17 protein-coding genes are annotated in these 18,923 nt (G+C 50.2%); 14 read left to right on the top strand and 3 right to left on the bottom strand.

The window, feature by feature from the left end:
• Positions 1 to 121: 121 nt before the first annotated feature.
• The 5 genes from FC99_RS02675 to FC99_RS02655 all read left to right on the top strand — a co-directional run bounded on the left by FC99_RS02675 (position 122) and on the right by FC99_RS02655 (position 4,640).
• On the top strand, positions 122 to 1,204 hold the full coding sequence (locus tag FC99_RS02675) for a hypothetical protein (protein ID WP_048734640.1): 1,083 nt from the start codon (positions 122 to 124) through the stop codon (positions 1,202 to 1,204).
• 85 nt (positions 1,205 to 1,289) lie between these two features.
• Positions 1,290 to 2,387, top strand: coding sequence for a hypothetical protein (locus FC99_RS02670; RefSeq protein WP_048734642.1), 1,098 nt, complete (start codon positions 1,290 to 1,292; stop codon positions 2,385 to 2,387).
• Between the two features lie 230 nt (positions 2,388 to 2,617).
• The gene (locus tag FC99_RS02665) at positions 2,618 to 2,947 is read left to right on the top strand and encodes a PadR family transcriptional regulator (protein ID WP_048734645.1); all 330 of its coding nucleotides are present in this window, start codon (positions 2,618 to 2,620) and stop codon (positions 2,945 to 2,947) included.
• A complete protein-coding gene (locus tag FC99_RS02660; protein ID WP_048734648.1) occupies positions 2,940 to 3,275 on the top strand; it encodes a DUF1048 domain-containing protein in 336 nt (111 codons plus the stop codon). The genes FC99_RS02665 and FC99_RS02660 overlap by 8 nt, the downstream gene beginning before the upstream one ends.
• 159 nt (positions 3,276 to 3,434) lie before the next feature.
• Complete coding sequence (locus tag FC99_RS02655) at positions 3,435 to 4,640, top strand: helix-turn-helix domain-containing protein (RefSeq protein ID WP_235805852.1); 1,206 nt, start codon at positions 3,435 to 3,437, stop codon at positions 4,638 to 4,640.
• Between the two features lie 88 nt (positions 4,641 to 4,728).
• Here FC99_RS02655 and yicI read toward each other — a convergent pair whose 3' ends face one another.
• Entirely contained in the window at positions 4,729 to 7,017 is a 2,289-nt protein-coding gene (yicI, locus tag FC99_RS02650) for an alpha-xylosidase (RefSeq protein ID WP_048734655.1), read from the bottom strand.
• A gap of 1,201 nt (positions 7,018 to 8,218) precedes the next feature.
• Here yicI and FC99_RS02645 point away from each other — a divergent pair.
• From FC99_RS02645 to FC99_RS02625, 5 genes are all read left to right on the top strand, one after another.
• Positions 8,219 to 9,505, top strand: a complete 1,287-nt coding sequence (locus tag FC99_RS02645; RefSeq protein ID WP_235805851.1) for a PTS transporter subunit EIIC — start codon at positions 8,219 to 8,221, stop codon at positions 9,503 to 9,505.
• Positions 9,495 to 10,400 (top strand): alpha/beta hydrolase, encoded by a 906-nt coding sequence (locus tag FC99_RS02640; RefSeq protein ID WP_048734657.1) that lies wholly within the window; start codon positions 9,495 to 9,497, stop codon positions 10,398 to 10,400. Before FC99_RS02645 ends, FC99_RS02640 begins: the two co-directional genes overlap by 11 nt.
• 11 nt (positions 10,401 to 10,411) lie before the next feature.
• Complete coding sequence (locus FC99_RS02635) at positions 10,412 to 11,278, top strand: LysR family transcriptional regulator (RefSeq protein ID WP_235805850.1); 867 nt, start codon at positions 10,412 to 10,414, stop codon at positions 11,276 to 11,278.
• 347 nt (positions 11,279 to 11,625) lie between these two features.
• A complete protein-coding gene (locus FC99_RS02630; protein ID WP_048734659.1) occupies positions 11,626 to 12,471 on the top strand; it encodes a sulfite exporter TauE/SafE family protein in 846 nt (281 codons plus the stop codon).
• Complete coding sequence (locus FC99_RS02625; RefSeq protein WP_048734662.1) at positions 12,471 to 12,845, top strand: DUF1634 domain-containing protein; 375 nt, start codon at positions 12,471 to 12,473, stop codon at positions 12,843 to 12,845. The genes FC99_RS02630 and FC99_RS02625 overlap by 1 nt, the downstream gene beginning before the upstream one ends.
• Before the next feature lie 350 nt (positions 12,846 to 13,195).
• Here the strand turns inward: FC99_RS02625 and FC99_RS02620 are convergent, their stop codons facing one another.
• On the bottom strand, positions 13,196 to 13,954 hold the full coding sequence (locus tag FC99_RS02620; protein WP_048734663.1) for an NADP-dependent (R)-specific alcohol dehydrogenase: 759 nt from the start codon (positions 13,952 to 13,954) through the stop codon (positions 13,196 to 13,198).
• A gap of 211 nt (positions 13,955 to 14,165) precedes the next feature.
• Between FC99_RS02620 and FC99_RS02615 the strand changes: the two genes are divergently transcribed.
• Together FC99_RS02615 and FC99_RS02610 are read left to right on the top strand one after the other, a co-directional pair.
• Positions 14,166 to 15,389, top strand: a complete 1,224-nt coding sequence (locus FC99_RS02615) for a multidrug efflux MFS transporter (protein ID WP_048734665.1) — start codon at positions 14,166 to 14,168, stop codon at positions 15,387 to 15,389.
• 10 nt (positions 15,390 to 15,399) lie between these two features.
• Positions 15,400 to 16,074 (top strand): GTP pyrophosphokinase, encoded by a 675-nt coding sequence (locus FC99_RS02610; RefSeq protein WP_048734669.1) that lies wholly within the window; start codon positions 15,400 to 15,402, stop codon positions 16,072 to 16,074.
• Positions 16,075 to 16,710: 636 nt separating this feature from the next.
• Here FC99_RS02610 and FC99_RS02605 read toward each other — a convergent pair.
• On the bottom strand, positions 16,711 to 16,908 hold the full coding sequence (locus FC99_RS02605) for a YjzD family protein (protein ID WP_048734671.1): 198 nt from the start codon (positions 16,906 to 16,908) through the stop codon (positions 16,711 to 16,713).
• A 367-nt stretch (positions 16,909 to 17,275) separates the two neighbouring features.
• Here FC99_RS02605 and FC99_RS02600 point away from each other — a divergent pair, with 367 nt between their 5' ends.
• Both FC99_RS02600 and FC99_RS02595 read left to right on the top strand, forming a co-directional pair.
• Positions 17,276 to 18,472: a cation:proton antiporter gene (locus FC99_RS02600; protein WP_048734674.1), complete on the top strand. Its 1,197-nt coding sequence runs from the start codon at positions 17,276 to 17,278 to the stop codon at positions 18,470 to 18,472.
• A gap of 102 nt (positions 18,473 to 18,574) precedes the next feature.
• Positions 18,575 to 18,760, top strand: coding sequence for a hypothetical protein (locus FC99_RS02595; protein WP_048734675.1), 186 nt, complete (start codon positions 18,575 to 18,577; stop codon positions 18,758 to 18,760).
• Positions 18,761 to 18,923: the final 163 nt, after the last annotated feature.

The following is an 18,923-nucleotide window of genomic DNA, read 5'->3' as shown; positions in this document are numbered from 1 at the left end:
GTACGGTGGTGTGAGAGGTCGGTAGCCGAAATAATCGGCTACCTCCTACTCGATTGTGGTACGCTTAATGCAGTAAGCGACTGCCACTTGTAGAAATTAAATTAAGGGGGATGCGTTAGTGATGAAGCGGGTTAGCAGATGGCTAATCGTCATCGCATGTTTTGTGGGCCTCGTTGGGGGTGTGACGGCCCACGCCATGGTTAAACAAAAGGTACCGGCATTGCGCCCAGTGGGACGCCTGCGGATGCTGAACGATACACGGGTCCATTTTGTGCATGCGCCCAAGCACTACGCGCACACAAAACATGTGGTGACCCATACTATCAGGGCATCACGGGGAACGGCCGTGACGTTTAAGACCAAATATTTATTGCCACAGCCGGGATATCACCACCAGGCCTGGGGGAATCCTCAGAGCTTGGCGCTGACTGGACGATATTTATACGTGGTTTATTGTCCGACGGCTTGGCACAACCGGGGACGAATCGTGCGCTACGACGTTAGGAAAATAGCCAAGCTAAAGGCGACGGCAACTGCACTCCAACACACGTATGCCAAGCACGCAACGGCTAAAGAAAAACAGCTGCGCAGTGCTATCAAAGTTGGCCCGGTCATTACCACAGGCCACGGGCAATCCTTAGCATATAATTGGCACAACCATCATCTGTATATGTGGTGTGACCGCGAGAAAAAGCCAAGGGTGCCGATCAATCAGTATGGGTATATCCAACAAATCAGTGCCAGCAGTTTAAAGCCGGCCTATCAAGTTCGCTTTCGCTTGCGTCGTGGGCGGTATGCCGTTCCCGGTGGCCACGTTTTAGCTTTCGATAAAGCTGGTCGCGCCTACTTCTGGTCAAATCCATCCGGGTATCGCGCTAATATTTATCAGGGACGAATTTCGCGGCACAAGGTCTCCTTTCGCTTGACCCATCAGGTCTTGCGGCGGGGACCCGGGACTCACGTGCAAGGAATCGCGGTGAATCCACATAATAATCGGTTGTATCTGGTCGCCGATGGCTCGATTGCCAGTCTGCCGGTGCGAAGATTAACGGGCCGAGGACATTTAAATGCCAAGCAGGTCCGCTGGACACGATTCGCGTCACGCCGGGAGTTTGAGGGCTTGGCGTTCACGACTAGGGGGCACGGTTATCTGCTGACTAATCACGACCCAGAGATTCTGCGGGGAAATCGAACGAGTTGGTAAGTTCAGAACGTTAAAAAATGAGTTTTACTCCTCAATTGACGGGGCTAGTGATAGACTAGCTGAAAAGATTGGGGGGTTAGGGATTATGCGAAAGTTAGCAATTATTGGGGCGTTACTTTTCAGTGTGGGGCTGGGGATGACGCCGTTAGTTCCAGCACACGCTATCACGATGGTCGACCAGACTAAGGCGGCACTGACCACGTCAAAGCAACGGTCGTTAGATGACAGTCAGGTTCACTTTGTGCCAGTGCCAAGCAGTTATTCGTCGGCGGCAAATCCGAGTGGAATCAATACCATTGCCAGTGATCAGGGTAGCCCCGTCACGTTCACCACGAAGTACTTATTGCCGATTCCTGGCTATCAACACCAGGCTTGGGGTGATCCGCAGAGTATGGCGGTCGTGGGCCAGTACCTCTACGTGGTTTATTGCCCAACGGCTTGGTATAATCGCGGGCGACTGGTTCGGTTCGACATGGCAAAACTGACGAGCTTAAAGGCAACGCCGCAGCAGATTCAAAGCATCTACCGGACGAAGACACCGGTTACGACTACGACCAAGGCGATTCGGGCGGCTATTAAAGTTGGTCCAGCGTTTACCACGGGGCACGGTCAGTCACTCGCTTATAACTGGAAGGACCATCAGCTTTACATGTGGCAGGACCGCGAGTCCGCACCGCGGGTTCCCATCAGTCAGGCCGGGGTCATTCAGCAGTTGAATCCTAGCAGCTTGCAGCCGGTTCGGTTGATTCATTTTCGCTTAAAGTCCAAGAGCTTGGCCGTTCCTGGCGGCCACGTGCTCGCCTTTGATCGGCAAGGCAACGCCTACTTCTGGACGCGACCCAACGCCACCGAGGTCTACCTATACCGCGGTCGTATTGGGCGCCGGCACGTGCATTTCCATCTGACCAGTCAGGTCTTGCAACACGGGCCCGGTACCTGCGTTCAAAGCATGGCGTACAACCCTAACAACGACCGGCTTTACTTGGTCGCTGACGAGTCGATTGTCAGTCTTCCCGCCAGCAAGTTGGCCGGCGATGGTAGTCTGACCAGCGGGGATGTGAAATGGACGCACTTTGCCTCCAAGCGTGAGTTTGAGGGACTATCATTTGGGGATGATGGCCAAGCATACCTGTTGAGCAACCATCAGCCGGAAGTGTTGGTTGGAAACACGTTGAATTGGTAAACCAAATAAATTAGGTCGCTTTCTTTTGATGAAGGCGGCCTTTTTTTGTTGTTAATAGAGTTTTCGTGGGATAGAGTCTATTGGAAATCAGCTATACAACAGCAAGTGAAGTGACGATATCGCAGATGCAAACAGCTTACATTTTCTAAGTCCAAAGGAGTTGACAGCCCAACTACTTTGTAATACTATATAGCAGTACTCGTTAATACGAAGTAGTTAGGAGCGACTATATGAAAATTGCAACGGAACTGCTGAAGGGCGTGCTCGAAGGCATCGTCCTCCAGCGAATCAGTACGGGTGAAACGTACGGCTACGAGATCACCCAGTACCTGAACGCCCATGGCTTTGAGGATGTCGTCGAGGGGACGGTCTACACAATTTTAATGCGACTGGAGAAACAGCACCTGGTTGCTATTGAAAAGAAGAAATCAGACCGTGGCCCCGCCCGTAAATTTTATCGACTCAACGTGGCTGGCGAAGACCGACTCATTCAGTTTTGGCAGCAGTGGGCCTACGTGAATACCCAGATGACGCAATTAAAGGAGAGTAGACATGATTAATTACATTAAAAAGATGTGGCAAGATAAGCGCGATTATCGTGAATTCAAACGGCGGGTGGCGGCCTTACCAGCGCCCTATGCACAAGCCATGAAGTCGTTGGAGAAGTACTTGTGGAATTTGGCCGGTGGCAATGGCGAGGCCATGTATACGATCTTGAAGAATGTGCTAGATATGTTCGAATCGGCAGCTGCGGATGGTGTGAGTGTGGATCAGATCGTTGGTGACGACCTTGCCGCCTTTGCGGACAACTTACTTGAAGAGTTTCCGGAGGCGACTTGGGTCAATCAGGAGAAAAAGAAGTTGCAACACAAGGCATTCAAAGATTAAAGTAGCAGGAGATCGTTCGATGAAACGGTCTTTTTTTATAAAAATAGATAACACCTGATATAATTAAATTTATTAAGCAAAATAGTGGCTTTCCCCGGACGGTTTCGTTAAGATAGTTAATATCAGAACTCGCGGAAAAGGGGGCGACGGACGGTGGCAATGAGAATTGTGTTTTTAGTGCAACGCCATGCAGACAAGGGACATCCAAGGATTCATAATATGTTTGTCATCGGGCAGCCGATCCTTCTAACTGGAGATGAAGGGATCCTGACCTATAACAAATCAATGGCCGGATGGGGGCTAGTGACAACGATTACGCTTGACGAACATCGCCGATTCGTCATTGGATTTTCAACGGACAAAAGTATGGTTCTGAATGAAAAGAACGTGGCCACCTATGAGCAGGGGGCAACCGACGATGATCTCAAGCAGATTCTTCGACATCAGGGGTACCGCTTACCTCCAACATCAGCCGCGGTAGACCAGCAGCTACCCCAGCAATTGCGACAAGTCTTGCCAACAATTACCTGTCTGGATAGCTTGCCCGAGGAATATGTGGTGGTGGACTGTGAGTTTGGCATGCTCTTTCATACGCAAAATACCGGGAGTCAGATTATTCGTGAGCAAGCAGTGACGTTGGGGGAGAAGGCCGGAGTCTTCCAGTTAGGCGCATTGGGTTACGCGGGAGGTCAAGCGCCGATATTAAAGTTCAACCGCTACGTGGACAATCCGGCATTTACACCTGAAATGAAACTGCGCGGGTTAAGAGAGACTGGCCTGACACTGGCGGACTACGAACAGCAAGCGGCACCATTAGCCGTATTGCAGGCCTTTATTGATCAAGTTCTCCGGCACCATTACCCGCTGGTATTCTGGGACCGGACGAACGATCTGCGCTTGTTGAGGAACCTATTTGCTGTCCATTACGACGCCTTGTCAGCGGCAGAACAACGGGTGTTAGGGGAACCCTTAGCCATCTTTGATGGGAGTGACTACACTAACCGGGTTATCACTCGGAGCAATCATCAGCGGGAAAGCGTTCACCACTATTTACCGTTAAATGGCGTTGCGGGGCTGCTGAACGTCTTTAACCCTAAACAGCACAACGCATTATGGGATGCGCAAACGACGCACTACGTTGTCCGAGAACTTGCTAAAATCCAGCAGATGGAACCGCGGATTCTGGCAGCACCACAAGTCGGCACGTCGCAACCAAAGATGGGTAGCATGCCAGCTAAATCACCGGCGGCGTTTCAGGAGCTAAGGCTGGCTGGACGGACGTATAGGGAGATTGCCACCCGGTTCGGCGTTAGTACCAGTACGGTTTGGCGAGCAGTCAAGCGCGGCCAGAAGCGCGTTAATTAGATGGAGACGACAAAAAAGCACCATCAACGACTCACTGGTCGTTAATAGTGCTTCCTCATCATTTAATAGATAACGTTAACGTCTTAGATTACAGGGTGATCGTTGCGTTGGCACCATCTAAGGCAGCCTTCGTAACTTTACCGTCTTCGTGGACGTAGATAGTAGCAGAGCCAGTCAGACCGGTCGTCGTAACCTTCAATTGGTTACCGCTGCGGTCAACAGTGACCTTACCAGCATCCTTACCCTTTTGGTTAACAACGGCAACGGACGTTGAACCTTCATGCATATCGTACAAATGAATGTCCAGATCCTTAGTGAAGTCGTAGTCAGCGTGGACGGCCTTAGGGTTCCGTAAGAGGATCGTGTTGTCACGAGCCAATACAGGAAGGTCTAATTCGCCGTAGTCTTTGCTGATCCACTTACCTTCAGCAACGTTGTAGGTTTCACTGTCATCAATGATGCTCGTCCACTTGCCGGCTGGCAGGTAGAAGTTGACGTGGCCTTCCTTATTGAAGATAGGGGAGACTAACAGTTGGGTCCCAAACATGTATTGGTTGTCCAAACTGTGAGTCGTCAGGTCATTGGTGAAGTCGAACCACATTGGCCGCATTAATGGGTTACCATAAGCGGTATTGTGGGCAGCCTGCGTGTACAAGTATGGCATTAAGGACAACTTCAAGTTGACGAACTTACGAGTGTTCTCAACGGCTTCGTCATCGAAGTTCCATGGCACACGGTAAACGTTACTCCCATGGTAACGACTGTGAGAAGACAACAGACCAAATTGTGACCAACGCTTGTAAAGGTCTGGCGTAGGCGTGTCGGGTCCATCTTCGAACCCACCAATATCATGGCTCCAGAATGCAAATCCAGAACTTAAGAAGGACAAGCCGGCGTGTAACGTATCGGACATGTTCTTGAAATTAGATAAGGCGTCACCACCCCAGTGAACTGGGTACTTTTGAGAACCGACAGTAGCGGAACGAGCAAAGACAACTGCTTGGTCCTTACCCTTGTCTTCAGCAATAGTGTCAAAGACAGCCTTGTTGTATTGCAGGGTGTAGTAGTTGTGTTCGCGCTTAGGGTCTGAACCGTCAAAGAAGACAGCGTCGTCTACAGGAATCCGTTCACCGAAGTCGGTCTTGAAGCAGTCAACTCCCATGTCGAGCAGGGCTTGTAACTTGCTCTTGTACCACTTAACGGCGTCTGGGTTGGTAAAGTCAACGAAGGCGTTACCAGCTTGCCAGAGGTCCCATTGCCAAAGGTTACCATTTTCACGCTTGATGAAGTAACCGTTCTTCTTGCCTTCTTCAAACATCTTACCTTTTTGGGCGATGTATGGGTTGATCCAGACACAGACCTTGATTCCACGGTCATGAATCTTCTTGATCAGGCTTTCAGGGTCTGGGAATTCATCGCGATCCCATTCCATATTGCTCCATTCAAAGCCCTTTTGCCAGAAGCAGTCAAAGTGGAAGACATCTAGTGGAATGTGACGTTCTTTCATGCCATCGATGAACTTCAAAACAGTCTTTTCACTGTAGTCAGTGGTGAAGGAAGTCGTCAACCACAGACCGAATGACCATGCAGGTGGTAATTGCATGTTACCAGTGAGTTCAGTGTAACGATGTAAGATTTCTTGAGGAGTTGGTCCGTAGATGACGTAGTATTGTAAGGATTCGCCTTCAGTACTAAATTGAACGGCATCGACGTTTTCAGAGGTAACTTCGAAGTCGACCGTTTGTGGTTCGTCAACGAAGACACCATAGCCAGCATCCGTTAAGTAGAAGGGGATGTTCTTGTAAGATTGTTCAGAAGCAGTCCCACCATCTTGGTTGGTGATCTTAACTTCTTGACCGTTCTTAATGAAGTTCCCGAAGCGTTCACCTAAACCGTAAACCTTGTCCTCAACGCCAACAGCAAGTTGTTCGCGCATGTAATGAACATTGGTATCGTGGTTTAAGATTTCACCTTGAGCCTTGTTCCGAGAAGCAGTCAATACTTTACCGTTAGCCGTGAATTCCATATCGAAGTCTTCACGCAATGGCAGAGTAACCGTTAAATCGCCACTCTTCAATGATGCTTTCTTTTCCGTAACGTCAATATCAACGTCAGGATCTGAGTTGTTAAGCTCGTATGAAGGACCTTTGGTATCTTGATCAAAGTGGGTCAGCTTAACACCAATCACATTTTCAACGGGGGAGGTGAGCTTAATCGTGCTCATCCCGAGGTTTAATTCGTCTCCCCGCGTCATAATCCGTTTGTAAGGTGCGAAGACGTTTAATGCTTTACCGTCTTTTTCGGCTTCGAATGCTTCGGCCGGTGAGTTAACATCGTACTCGTCACGAGTTAACCAATAACCATTAGTAAACTTCAAAGTAGCCACTTCCTATTCATAATATTTGATAACTTAAGTAAGACTCAATATCACGTTCAACTAGCGTGATATCAAGGATGAAACCACCATAACAACATAGTAGTTAGAAAATTTAAACACCTGACAGTTCGGCATACGGTTTGTTGGAACCGCATACATATTTAAGAAGGTCAAGCACGCCTAAACGCTAACTACCCCCAACCAGTTCGTTCAAGGAATCCTTGAGCAAACCTTATACATTTGTTAACGTGTGAGCCAATCACCAAGTGACGGGTCATACGCCTGAAGCTTGTCCAGAAGTTATCTCGCAACTGATTACGGATTGAATGCAATCGGCAGCAAGATAGCGATACCGGCAATCCTTGGCACGCTTTGCGTGGAAGAATAGCAGATACGTTAGAAATATAAAAACAAACCGTGCGTAAAATTTCCAGTAGCCCAACCGAATCTTTCACGCCATGAAAGCAACACGTTAGTTTAACGCTAATGACTTAGCTGATGAAACCAATTTGTTTTCACCGCCTATAATTATTTAAGTCGGCCAACCAAAGTTGGTTGGTTGTTTACTCCAACATACTAACACGTTTTGAAAACGCATACAAATGGTAAACGGTTTTACGTGGTCTATTTTATTTCCGTTTTATTTTGCGTTCTCTCGAATGTAAGCATACCACATAGAGTGTTCGATAAGCACTTCCGTTGGTATCATTGAGGTTTGACTGGCGAGGAGTCGAGCAGTGAGATGTTCGGTGAAATTGAACGACAATCGGAATAGGGGAGCGCGGGTTGGCGGAATAATTTGCTATTTCTACGGCAAAAAATGGCAGAGAGCTAGTGCGATTTACGCGTCCCCCTGGCCTTAACGTTTGCAGCTAAAGGCTGAAAGATGAAATACCTGTTTCGTCCCAATATTGGTAAGCATTCGCGCCACTAAATTAGTGCCAATTTGCCGCACTCCGGCTGACAGGAATTCCGCCTGCTGTGGGAACGCTTCAGACTGGAAAACCACCAGTCTTCTCGCTCGCTTTGAATCCACGAAGACCGCGTGTCTCCAAAGTTGCCCGTGGAGGTAGCGTAAACTGACGGTCTCAATTTCGACGCCGTTTACTTAAATATTGTAAAAGTTATAAGGCGTTTGGGCCGAGTTGCGGGTGTCGCGTGAGTATAATGAAAGCAAAACGGAGTGAAGGGGTGAAACACCTTGCGAAAATTATGGGGATTAAATCAACGGCTCAACCAATGGCGCGCGATGCGAGCAATTAAAGAGGCGTTACGGGTGGTTTACCCGTTTATTTTACTGATGACGGTCGTCGATGTTCTAGGTCAAAGTGTTTTAGCCAAGGACGGCTTTTTCTTTCAAATTTATCATATCGGCAGTTGGTTGCCAGCAATCGTGGTTTGGCGGGTGGCGTTCCAGGTGATCAGTATCGTTATTAATGGGCTGGTTGCCGTGATGGTGGCGTTTATGATTGCAAACTATCTCGCTAAAACCTACCGTAGCGACTCTTTAGCCGTCGGCATCATCAGCGCGTTATCCTTTTTAACGTTAAACGTGAACTATCAGGCGCTGGGGCGAAAGACGACCGGAATGTCACAATTCATGGAAGAAAACTTGGGCCCGCAAGGTATCTTTCTGGCAATCGTTGTCGGGCTCGGCGTCGGTTGGGCCGCCAGTCAGCTCATGACTTGGTTTAGTCGGTGGCGATTGCGTCATCCGCAGTTTGGTCAGCCATCTTGGACCGGCCGGGTCGTGTGGCCATTGACCGTGGTGCTACTGGTCATGGTGGCCATAGGGTACGGGCTAAGCCTGTTGACGCCATATGGAATCAATGGGGTCGTCTATCAGGCCCTAAGCAATCTGGTAGCTAATCCAGGGCATCAGGGCGTTGTGATTGTGACAGTCACCGCCGTCAGCAATTTTTTGTGGTGGATCGGATTCGTTGGTCCCGTGAGCCTAGCCGGTAACAGTTCCGTGACGTCATTACAGAATTTATCCTACGCCATTCAGCATGGTTCCGGCTGGGGCGCTCCCCATCTAGTGACCTTACATACCTTGGGTGACGCGTATGCTAACTTTGGGGGTGCCGGGATGACCCTTGCGTTGGTGATTGCCATCTGGATTGGATCGCGGCAGGTTAGTTATCGGCGGGTCGCAAATCAGACCTTCCTGCCTAACTTGGTCAATTTGAATCAGCCGACCTTGTTGGGCCTTCCCCTGTTATTTAACCCCGTCTTACTAATTCCCTTCCTGGTCGCACCAGCCGTCAACATTACGTTGGCTTGGTTTGCCTTGACCTGGAAATTAGTGCCGCCAATCGTGTATCCCGTACCACGGACAACGCCGGGGCCACTGATCGCCTACTTGGGCACTGGTGGTGACTGGCGGGCGTTGGCGCTGAGTCTTGTGTGTCTGACCGTGTCCGTCCTGATCTACTTGCCGTTTGTCCGGCTGCTCAATCATGAAGGGGGCGGCGACCATGCGGCGTAATTGGTGGCGGTGGTTGGCAGGTCTCTTGGTGGTGCTAGCAATCTTTTTGCCAAGCATGACGTGGATGCGCCACCAAATCACCCAATATAAGACAAATTATCGAACGCCGTTGGACCCGACCATCATGGTGCCAGGCTCCAGCGCCAGTCAAAATCGCTTTGACGCGTTGATCAAGGAGTTGCGCAAAGAAACGAAGACCGCCCACAGCGTGCTGAAGGTCAAAGTTGCGGAGAATGGCCAACTTTCCTATACTGGCTCGATTCGGCGGGGGGACAATCAGCCTTTTATCGTCGTGGCCTTTGAAAACAATCGTGACGGGTACGCGAACATCGTGAAGCAAGCGCAGTGGCTGAATATTGCGGTGAAGGACCTGGTCAGAACGTATCATTTTAACCATTTCTCCACGTTGGGGCATTCCAATGGGGGACTGATCATGAGCCTCTTCCTGGAACGTTACCTGAGTCAAATCAAGGATGTTAGCGTTGAACGGCTGATGACGATTGCCACGCCGTACAACATGGAGTCCGACAGCACAACGACGCAGACGGCCATTTTAAAGGAATTGATCAAGTACCGGAAGCAGTTGCCCAAGTCACTGACGGTGTACTCCGTGGCCGGTACTGAAAATTATTCGAGCGATGGGACCGTTCCCGCTAATAGTGTCAATCAGGGGAAATACGTCTTTCAAAATCAGGTTGCGCATTACACCCAGATCACGGTGACCGGGGACGACACGACGCACTCGGCGTTGCCACAAAACAAGCAGATCGTTCTGCTGATTCGGCAATACCTCTTGCAAGAAACGTTGCCAGTCAAGGATCGGTATCAAAATCAGGTACAGAATCAGGTGGACAGCCGCAACGCAACCGATGATCCGGGGTTACCTGAAAAATGAAGTAAAGGCAGGTGGCGATTGTGAACTTTCGCCAATTAGAATACTTTCTGGCGGTGGCGAATGCCGGGCAAATTACGGCGGCCGCCCGCCAATTACATATGGCGCAGCCGCCGTTGAGCTATCAGTTAAAGCAACTGGAAGCCGAAATGGGCGTGACGTTATTGAACCGAACCGCTGGTGGGACAACGCTGACACCAGCTGGTAAGCTGCTGCGAGATTATGCGCAGCAGTTACTGGATCTACGTGACCGCGCGGATAGTCAAGTGCGGTCGCTGGGGCAGGGCTTAGCGGGCGTCCTTTCGGTGGGCGTCATTTCCTCGTCGATTGGGGCCACTCCCAACGCCAAACTGCGCACGTTGACGCGACACTACCCGAAGGTTCAGATTCGATTGTTTGAGGACAATACGTACGGTCTGATTGACCGGTTGGATAAGCATTTGATCGACGTCGCCATTGTGCGAACGCCGTTTACGGCTCCGGGACTGACTAGTAAGGAATTGACCACCGAGGCGATGGCGGCGGTCGTGCCGCAGAAGTACGACCATTTTCAGGGTGCCACGTTACGAGTGGAAGACTTGGCGACGGTCCCACTGATCATCTATCGCCGGTTCGAACACCTCTTTGAAACGACCTTTGCCGAAAAGGAGATGACCCCGTTCATCGCTTGCACCTGTGATGACGCGCGAACTGCCGTACAGTGGGCGAATAACCGAATGGGCGTGGCCATCGTGCCGCAGTCGGTGGCGGATGAGGTCGGTGGACTCGGCACGGTCGTTCGGCCAATTCGCTATCAGCCGTGGCGGACAACGCTAAAGCTGGTTTGGTCGGAGCAGATTACGCCGAGTCCGTTGTTGCAGCGGTTTATCGATAGTTATTGAGGCCAAAAAATTGCGACTGGAATATATTTGAAATACAAAACAGACGGTCTTTCCATATTCTTTTTGTATGGGAAGGCCGTCTATTCTTGTAACCGGTTTAGTGGTTGCTAGGTTGCGGCTATGGGCAAGGTGGAATGGTATCGGTATCGGTAAGTCGTGAAATCAATATTAAATGAACTCATTCACAAGCAAGCGAATAGGACTAAGTTAGCACTGATTTAACTGAACCGCTCATTGTGATAAAAGTTCAACAAACGAACGTGATCGTGACCGCGGAAGGTTGCCCCTGGCCGCAGAAAAGATGATAATCAAACTTGTAATTTGGTTCATGAGGAGGAAAAATCGCTATGATTCAAACAGCCTTAATCATGTTGGCCGTTGGTGTTTTCGCCGGGATTGCCGGGTCAATTCTGGGTATCGGCGGGGGCATGATCATCACGCCAATCTTGACCCTGGGAATGGGATTGAATATTAAATACGCCATTGGGGCCAGTATCATTGCCGTCATTGCCACGAGTTCTGGCTCAACCATTGCCTATTTACGCGACAATGTGTTGAACTTACGGGTCGCCATGTTTTTGGAAATTGCGACGACTACCGGGGCAATCGTCGGGGCACTACTGACCGGGGTGTTGGACCCAAAGTACCTGTACCTCTTGTTCGGGTGCCTGCTAGTCTTCTCCGGGTGGAACATGTACCGGAAGCTGCGGCGCGGATCAGAAGTCTTACAGCGGGTCGAACCGGACAGAATTGCGTCTAAGCTGAAGTTAAATGGAACCTACTATGATAAGGCCGAAGCGAAGAACATCGACTATCAGGTAGAAAATGTGCCAGCCGGGTTCTCCGTTATGTTTGGCGCCGGCGTGGCTAGTGGGCTTCTCGGAATCGGTTCCGGGGCCTTTAAGGTCATGGCCATGGATACCTTTATGAAGATGCCGCTCAAGCCCTCCAGTTCAACGTCCAACTTGATGATGGGGGTGACCGCTGCGGCCAGTGCGACCGTGTACTTCTTTAACGGCGCCATCTTACCAGGAATCGCCGTACCCATGGCGTTAGGTATCTTAGTCGGGGCAGTGATCGGATCACGGATCATGCAGATTCTGCCTGCCCGGTGGATTCGTATCGTGTTTATTCCAATCATTTTGTACATTGGGTTGCAGATGTTGTTTAAGGGATTGGGGGTTCACTTCTAATGGCACAAAATAAAGCGACAGCAAACGAAATGGCTCAAGTGGAAACGGTCATCGGCCGCATCTTACAGGTTGGCGTCATCTTTTCCGCTATCGTCATGTTGATTGGCCTCGTGATGTTTCTGGTCACCGGTTTTTCCGGCTATAATGGCAGTTATGTTCCCCGGCGCATGGGGCAGATCTTGGTGGGCACCTGGCAGTTGCGGCCGTATGCCATCATGATGTTAGGCGTCTACTGCCTCATCTTGACTCCCGTCTTGCGGGTCGTGGTTTCCATCTACGCCTTCTACAAGGAACACGATCACCTGTACGTGGCAATTACGACACTGGTCTTATTTATTTTATTGGTGGCACTGTTCATCGGTATCAATGGTTAAGCAATTTAGTAGAATAGAAGATTAGAAATCCTCCGCGGCAATTGGCTGCGGAGGATTTTTAAAATCTGAAGGTTGGTGTTGAAGACAGACGTAAATTAGCCGCACTCCGGTTGCCAGGGACTCCGGCTCTGATTGGGCCTTGCCGCAACGAATGTCGAATGCCCCGTTTACACTAAAATTTGCTGGCGGGCTAATAACAACTTTTACACTCACCTTTCTGGTTGACAGAAGACCGTTGTGTAAGCCGAGGAGTCACCAAATATGGGCTCAGGCGATGTCAACTTAAGATAACGAAAAAAGGTCGCCAGCACCCAGCCAGCGACCTTCTAATTTTAAAAGTTAAATGCGGTTTATTGTGCGGTGTAACCACCGTCGACAACGAATTCAGCACCGGTAGCGAACTTGGATTCGTTGGAAGCCAAGTAGATGCAAATGTAGGCGATATCGTTAGGTTCACCGATGTGGCCCATTGGCGTCTTAGTCCGGTCAGACATAGCGGCTTCGGCACCTGGAAGGTCATCAACTAATGGCGTCTTGATGTAACCTGGGTGAACCGTGTTGACCCGAACGTCGTAGTCCTTCAAAGCACAGTCAAGAGCGGCCGACTTGGACATGATCCGAACGGCACCCTTAGAAGCGTTGTAAGCACCCAAGTTAGGGTCACCAACGAAGCCTTCGATAGAAGACATGTTGATGATGGAAGCACCAAGGCCCTTGTTCTTCATCCGCTTGATTCCAAGACGAGTACCGAAGAAGACACCGTCTAAGTTGACGGAGAGTTGCTTACGCCATTCGTCAGTAGTGGTTTCTTCAACACTCTTGTTAACGGCGATTCCGGCGTTGTTCACAACAGTTGAAACGGGACCGAAGGCTTTTTCGGTAGCATCAAATAATTTTACCCAGCCGTCTTCGTCTGAAGAGTCGTGCTGGAAGAATTGGATGACGTCTGGTGTGCCGACGCTCTTTGCAGCTTTTTCACCAACATCGCTGTGGCGACCGGTGATCATAACCTTGGCGCCTTCTTCAACAAACTTGGTAGCAATGGCTAAACCAATACCAAGAGTACCACCCGTAACGATTGCAACTTTTCCGTCTAAACGATGAGCCATTTGAAATTACCTCCATAGATTAAAGTGAACTGTCTCACATGTATGAGCCTATTATGCAACTTATTTACAAAAATGACAAGTGATTTTGTAAATCTTTTTCAAAAGGCCTAGACAGCTTCGCTTTTTTAACGCTAACGGACTTGCCGGGGTATGCTAAACTAATAAGTAATGTTATAGAAAATGGGATTGAGAAAGAAGAGGCGATTACGTCGTGGGAACACGAAAGTCAGAGCAGTGGCGGCGCAACCTAGCTGTTCTGTGGTTAGGAACATTTATTGCGGGCATGGGCTTTAGCGAAATCATGCCGTTTTTATCGTTGTACGTGGATGACCTGGGCACCTTTACCAAGGGCCAACTGACCATCTATAGTGGGGTGACTTACGCGGCAACCTTTCTGGTGATTGCGCTGGTCTCACCGTTGTGGGGGAAGCTGGCTGATCGGAAGGGGCGGAAACTCATGCTGCTCCGTTCCTCTATGGGGATGGCCATCGTCATCGGCTTGATGGGGTTTGTTACCAACATTTGGCAATTGATCGGTCTTCGTTTCCTGCAAGGGTTCTTTGCCGGTTACATTCCTAATGCCAGTGCCCTGATTGCTGCGGAGACCCCGCCGGAGAAGAGTGGAAACGCACTGGGCATCCTGACGACCGGTTACGTCAGTGGTAACTTGATTGGACCAGTCCTCGGTGGGATTCTAGCGCAAGTCTTTTCCATTCGGTGGACATTTTTACTAACTGGGATTTTTCTGATTATCGTGTTCTTCTTGAGCGCGACCTTAGTGCACGAACATTTTACGCCCATTACCAAGGAAAAGCAGGCACAGGCCGGCAGCTTCTTAAAGCAAGTTGAGAATCCGACGTTGATTGTGGTCTTACTAGTTTCAACGATGATTATTCAAATGGGAAATAACTCCATTACGCCAATTATCAGTCTGTATGTTAAACAGTTGATGAACAATACTGGGCCGATTACGTTGGTTGCCGGAATCATTGCGGCATTGCCAGGACTCTCGACGTTGTTGGCCGCCCCGAAATTAGGGGAGTACGGTGACCGTCGCGGAACGCAACGCGTCTTGGTTTTTGGGTACGTCTTTGCCGTTCTGATGTATTTTCCACAAGGGTTCGTATCCAGCGTTTGGCTACTGGGAGTCTTCCGCTTTATGATCGGGGTTTCCGATGGGGCGTTGTTCCCAGCCGTGCAAACGATGTTGACCAAGAACTCGCCGCATTCCTTGACGGGGACGGTCTTCAGTTGGAACCAGTCATTTCAAGCACTTGGCAGTATGTTTGGGGCCATGCTTGGCGGTTTAGTGGCCAATTGGTTCAACTATAGTGGGGTCTTTACGTTTACGGCGATCACGCTGTTACTGAATTTTCTACTACTGTGGTGGCTAGTGCCGGACATTCGGCATTGGCGCAGTCGGCAGACTAATTAGGAGAGGAATAATGACGAACACGAATTTACCCGCACAGAGTTTACCAACACAATTTCCAAACGACCCAACGTCGCTGGAGGCCATTGATCGATTCCGGTCGTTGATGCTGAATTACAACAGTGCTGTCCAGGTCGTGACGACCAAGATTCACTATCTCGACCAGGAATATCAGATTCAACACGGCCACACGTTGGTCGACAGTCTGCAGTCACGAATCAAGTCACCAGAAAGTATCTTGGAGAAGGTCCAACGCAAGCACTTTGACTTTAATTTCGACACGCTGCCTAAGCAGATGCACGATATCGCTGGTATCCGCATCATTGTCCGGTTCGAGGACGATATGGTCGCCATGGAACGCCGCTTGGCCAAGCAACCGGACATCAAAATTTTACGGCGCAAGGACTACGTGACAAATCCCAAGCCCAATGGATATCGCAGCCTGCACCTGATTCTAGCCGTCCCAGTCTATTTGGCTGCTGGCGTGGTCGAGGTCACGGTCGAAGTCCAGATCCGAACGATTGCGATGAATTTCTGGGCGTCCTTGGAGCATGAACTGAGTTATAAAAAGAACGTGCAGCACCAAGACGAGCTGCGCCAGGAACTGATTTCTAAGGCCGAGCTGGTCCACCAACTCGACCAAGACATGAACGCCATCAAGAACCAGATCCGCGCGCAGGATAACTAAAAAAATTGATTAAAGGTGGCCGCACTCCGGCTGCCAGGGACTCCGCCTGCCATGGGGAACGTCTCCAGCCTGAGAAGCGGGCTTCCGACTCGCCTCAAAGCCACGAAAGACGCGTGTCTTCGAGACGTCCCACGCTGTAAGCCGGGAAAGAACCCCGGCAAACAGCGTCGACACGGCTAGCTACGTCCCTGGCCTCCTTCGGCTCAAGTTGATCTCTGTCGCGACAAAGGTGGACCTAGTGACATTCTGGCGGTGTTAGTTAGTCAGCTAACTAGTTCAGAATACGTTGCCGGAGATTATCGTGTAAGCCGAGAGGTCGGCAGATATGGGCTCAGGCGCGTCGTTCTGCTTGGTCGACGGTGTCTTTCCGCCGGCTTAGCAGAACGACCAATCTTGGAGACTCGGTTTTTTCGAGGCTTCGAGTTGTGTCCGCACCGTTCCAGCCCATATCTGCCGACCGGTAAGGCGACGGGACCGCAAATCTTAATCCCTGGCAGCCGCAGTGCGGTAATTTATACGCAACAAAAAAGGCTGGACAGTTCTTCGGCTAACGAAGAGTTGTCCGGCCTTTTTAGGTGAAATAAAAACCCTGGCAGCTGCCAAGGTTGGTTGTTTAGGTCATGCTTAATGAACTGCTTATTTCTTCGAAGTTTGGTCGTCACGACTGAGTAAGAACCACCCATTGACGGCGATCACGCCAACAATTGCCATCATGACACCAATTTGCATAGGTTGCCAGGTCATCTGTTTCAACGTCCCACCGATATAACCAATAACTTCTCCGAAGATAACCGCCCAGAAAATCACGACTAAATTAGATTCAAGCCATTTCACACGCGTCACCTCACAATCGTTATTAGTTTACCACGATTGCCGGTCAACAGGTAGTTAAGTTTTGGCGAGAACTTTTTCCAGTCGAAAATATCTGTCCTTATAGAAGACAACGGTACGTGGTTCGACGGTGAAGCGTGATTCTGGGCAATTGCTTTAGCAGGCAGCAGGGCGGCACAATCAAGCTGCGCCAGTAAGTTAACCAACGAACCGACCAGAACGGGAAGCTTGCTTTGTTGAAAAAGTTCCCGTATAATATAAACTAACTAAATTAATGATGGTTGAAGCGACTGCTTTCAAGAACAGCGTCCTCCTTGGGTTGGGGGGACCGTTTTTGGCGGTCGCTTTTTGTTTGCAAAGGAGGAAACGTGTGGAACTATTAAGAGATTTAACATTAATATTATTAGCAACAACGATTGTGGGCCATTATAGCACCCGAATTGGGATTCCGGCCGTCATCGGCCAACTGGTCGTTGGGGTGTTAATGGGACCGGCCGTTTTGGGCTGGCTTCATTTGACCCATGACCTGGAAAGCTTTGCGGAAATCGGGGTCATCGTCCTGATGTTTATCGCCGGACTGGAAAGTGACCTGCAGCTGCTGAAACGCTACTTAAAACCCAGCGTATTAGTCGCCATTATGGGGGTCCTGATTCCAGTGGCCGGAACGTATCTGGTTGGGATCTTTTACCATTTAAACGTGACGGAAAGCATGTTTCTCAGCGTAATCTTCGCGGCAACGTCCGTGTCGATCTCTGTGGAAGTGCTGAAGGAAATGAACGCCTTGAATAGCCGCGAGGGGACCACAATTCTGGGGGCCGCGGTCGTCGATGACGTGCTGGCCGTGGTGATTTTAAGTGTGCTGGTCAGTACGACGGGGACGGCGGTCGCTGATGGCGCTGCGGCGTCCAGCAGCCTCCTTTTGACAACACTTGAACAAATCATCTACTTCGCAGCCATTTACTTCGTTGTGCGGTGGGTGGCACCATACCTGGTCAAAATTGGGAACCGCCTGATGGTTCCGATGGGCGCGACGCTAATGGCCGTTATCCTGTGTTTTGGGATGGCATACGTGGCCGAATTAGTGGGTCTAAGCAACGTTGTCGGGGCGTTCTTCGCCGGTATCGCCATTTCCCAAACGTCGGCGAAATCGACCGTGGACCGGCACATTGAGCCAATTGGCTACGCACTGTTTATCCCGGTATTCTTTGTCAGCATTGGCCTCAACATGGACTTCAAGGGTCTGGGCAACCAAATCGGCTTCATCGTGGTCTTAACGATTGTTGCCGTGCTGACCAAACAGCTGGGTGCCGGTCTGGGTGCCAAGCTGGCTGGCTTCCACTGGGGCAGCTCAATGGCCGTGGGGGCCGGAATGGTCTCCCGAGGCGAAATGGCGCTGATCATCGCGCAGATTGGGTATCAGGCTAAATTAATGTCGCCGGTCCGTTATTCGGCGATTGTGGCAGCTATCATTGTGGCCACGCTACTCGCACCGTTCCTCCTGCGCTTTTACATGGATCGCGTACGCAAGGGGCAGGTCGATAAGTCGAAGGTTCGGCCCGCAGAATAGGCGCTAAGTTAAGTGACCGAACTAAGTCGTCTTAACCGATAAGGAAGTTCACCCGTTTGACTACTTGTCCCGTATAATTGAAGGCAAAAGGGGGCGGCTTCGATGATTTTTAATCGACGGTTCTATCGTAGCTTGTCGTTTTGGCTGGGGCTGATCTTGATCGTCTTAAACGCCGCGCTCGGCTGGCCGGTTCAGATCCACAGCCTCTTCTGGTGGGGAACGTTAGTCATGTTAGTGGCGGGCCTGGTCTTCTTAACGACCGACCTGATCCGCGACGTCACAAAGTAGCTCAGAACAGCGTGGTGGTCATCACGCAAGCAATCGGGAAACACTGAAATTAGGTAACAAAAAATCGGCCAGTGAGCCGATTTTTTTGTGGATAGAATTTAGGCAACCTAGTATGGTCTTCGCCTTACCGGCCGCCAGTTAAGTAGAACGACGCGCCTGAGCT

Source organism: Levilactobacillus koreensis JCM 16448, assembly GCF_001435525.1.
Classification (GTDB): Bacteria; Bacillota; Bacilli; order Lactobacillales; family Lactobacillaceae; genus Levilactobacillus; species Levilactobacillus koreensis.
This window is presented reverse-complemented; position numbering and strand designations above follow the sequence as displayed.

Excerpts from the sequence above, each read along its gene's own strand:
- FC99_RS02665 (WP_048734645.1), top strand. The coding sequence starts at position 2,618 with ATGAAAATTGCAACGGAACTGCTGAAGGGCGTGCTCGAAGGCATCGTC.
- FC99_RS02625 (WP_048734662.1), top strand. The coding sequence starts at position 12,471 with ATGGCACAAAATAAAGCGACAGCAAACGAAATGGCTCAAGTGGAAACG.
- FC99_RS02595 (WP_048734675.1), top strand. The coding sequence starts at position 18,575 with ATGATTTTTAATCGACGGTTCTATCGTAGCTTGTCGTTTTGGCTGGGG.
- FC99_RS02640 (WP_048734657.1), top strand. The coding sequence starts at position 9,495 with ATGCGGCGTAATTGGTGGCGGTGGTTGGCAGGTCTCTTGGTGGTGCTA.
- FC99_RS02655 (WP_235805852.1), top strand. The coding sequence starts at position 3,435 with ATGAGAATTGTGTTTTTAGTGCAACGCCATGCAGACAAGGGACATCCA.
- FC99_RS02630 (WP_048734659.1), top strand. The coding sequence starts at position 11,626 with ATGATTCAAACAGCCTTAATCATGTTGGCCGTTGGTGTTTTCGCCGGG.
- FC99_RS02660 (WP_048734648.1), top strand. The coding sequence starts at position 2,940 with ATGATTAATTACATTAAAAAGATGTGGCAAGATAAGCGCGATTATCGT.
- FC99_RS02620 (WP_048734663.1), bottom strand. The coding sequence starts at position 13,954 with ATGGCTCATCGTTTAGACGGAAAAGTTGCAATCGTTACGGGTGGTACT.
- FC99_RS02670 (WP_048734642.1), top strand. The coding sequence starts at position 1,290 with ATGCGAAAGTTAGCAATTATTGGGGCGTTACTTTTCAGTGTGGGGCTG.
- FC99_RS02675 (WP_048734640.1), top strand. The coding sequence starts at position 122 with ATGAAGCGGGTTAGCAGATGGCTAATCGTCATCGCATGTTTTGTGGGC.
- FC99_RS02610 (WP_048734669.1), top strand. The coding sequence starts at position 15,400 with ATGACGAACACGAATTTACCCGCACAGAGTTTACCAACACAATTTCCA.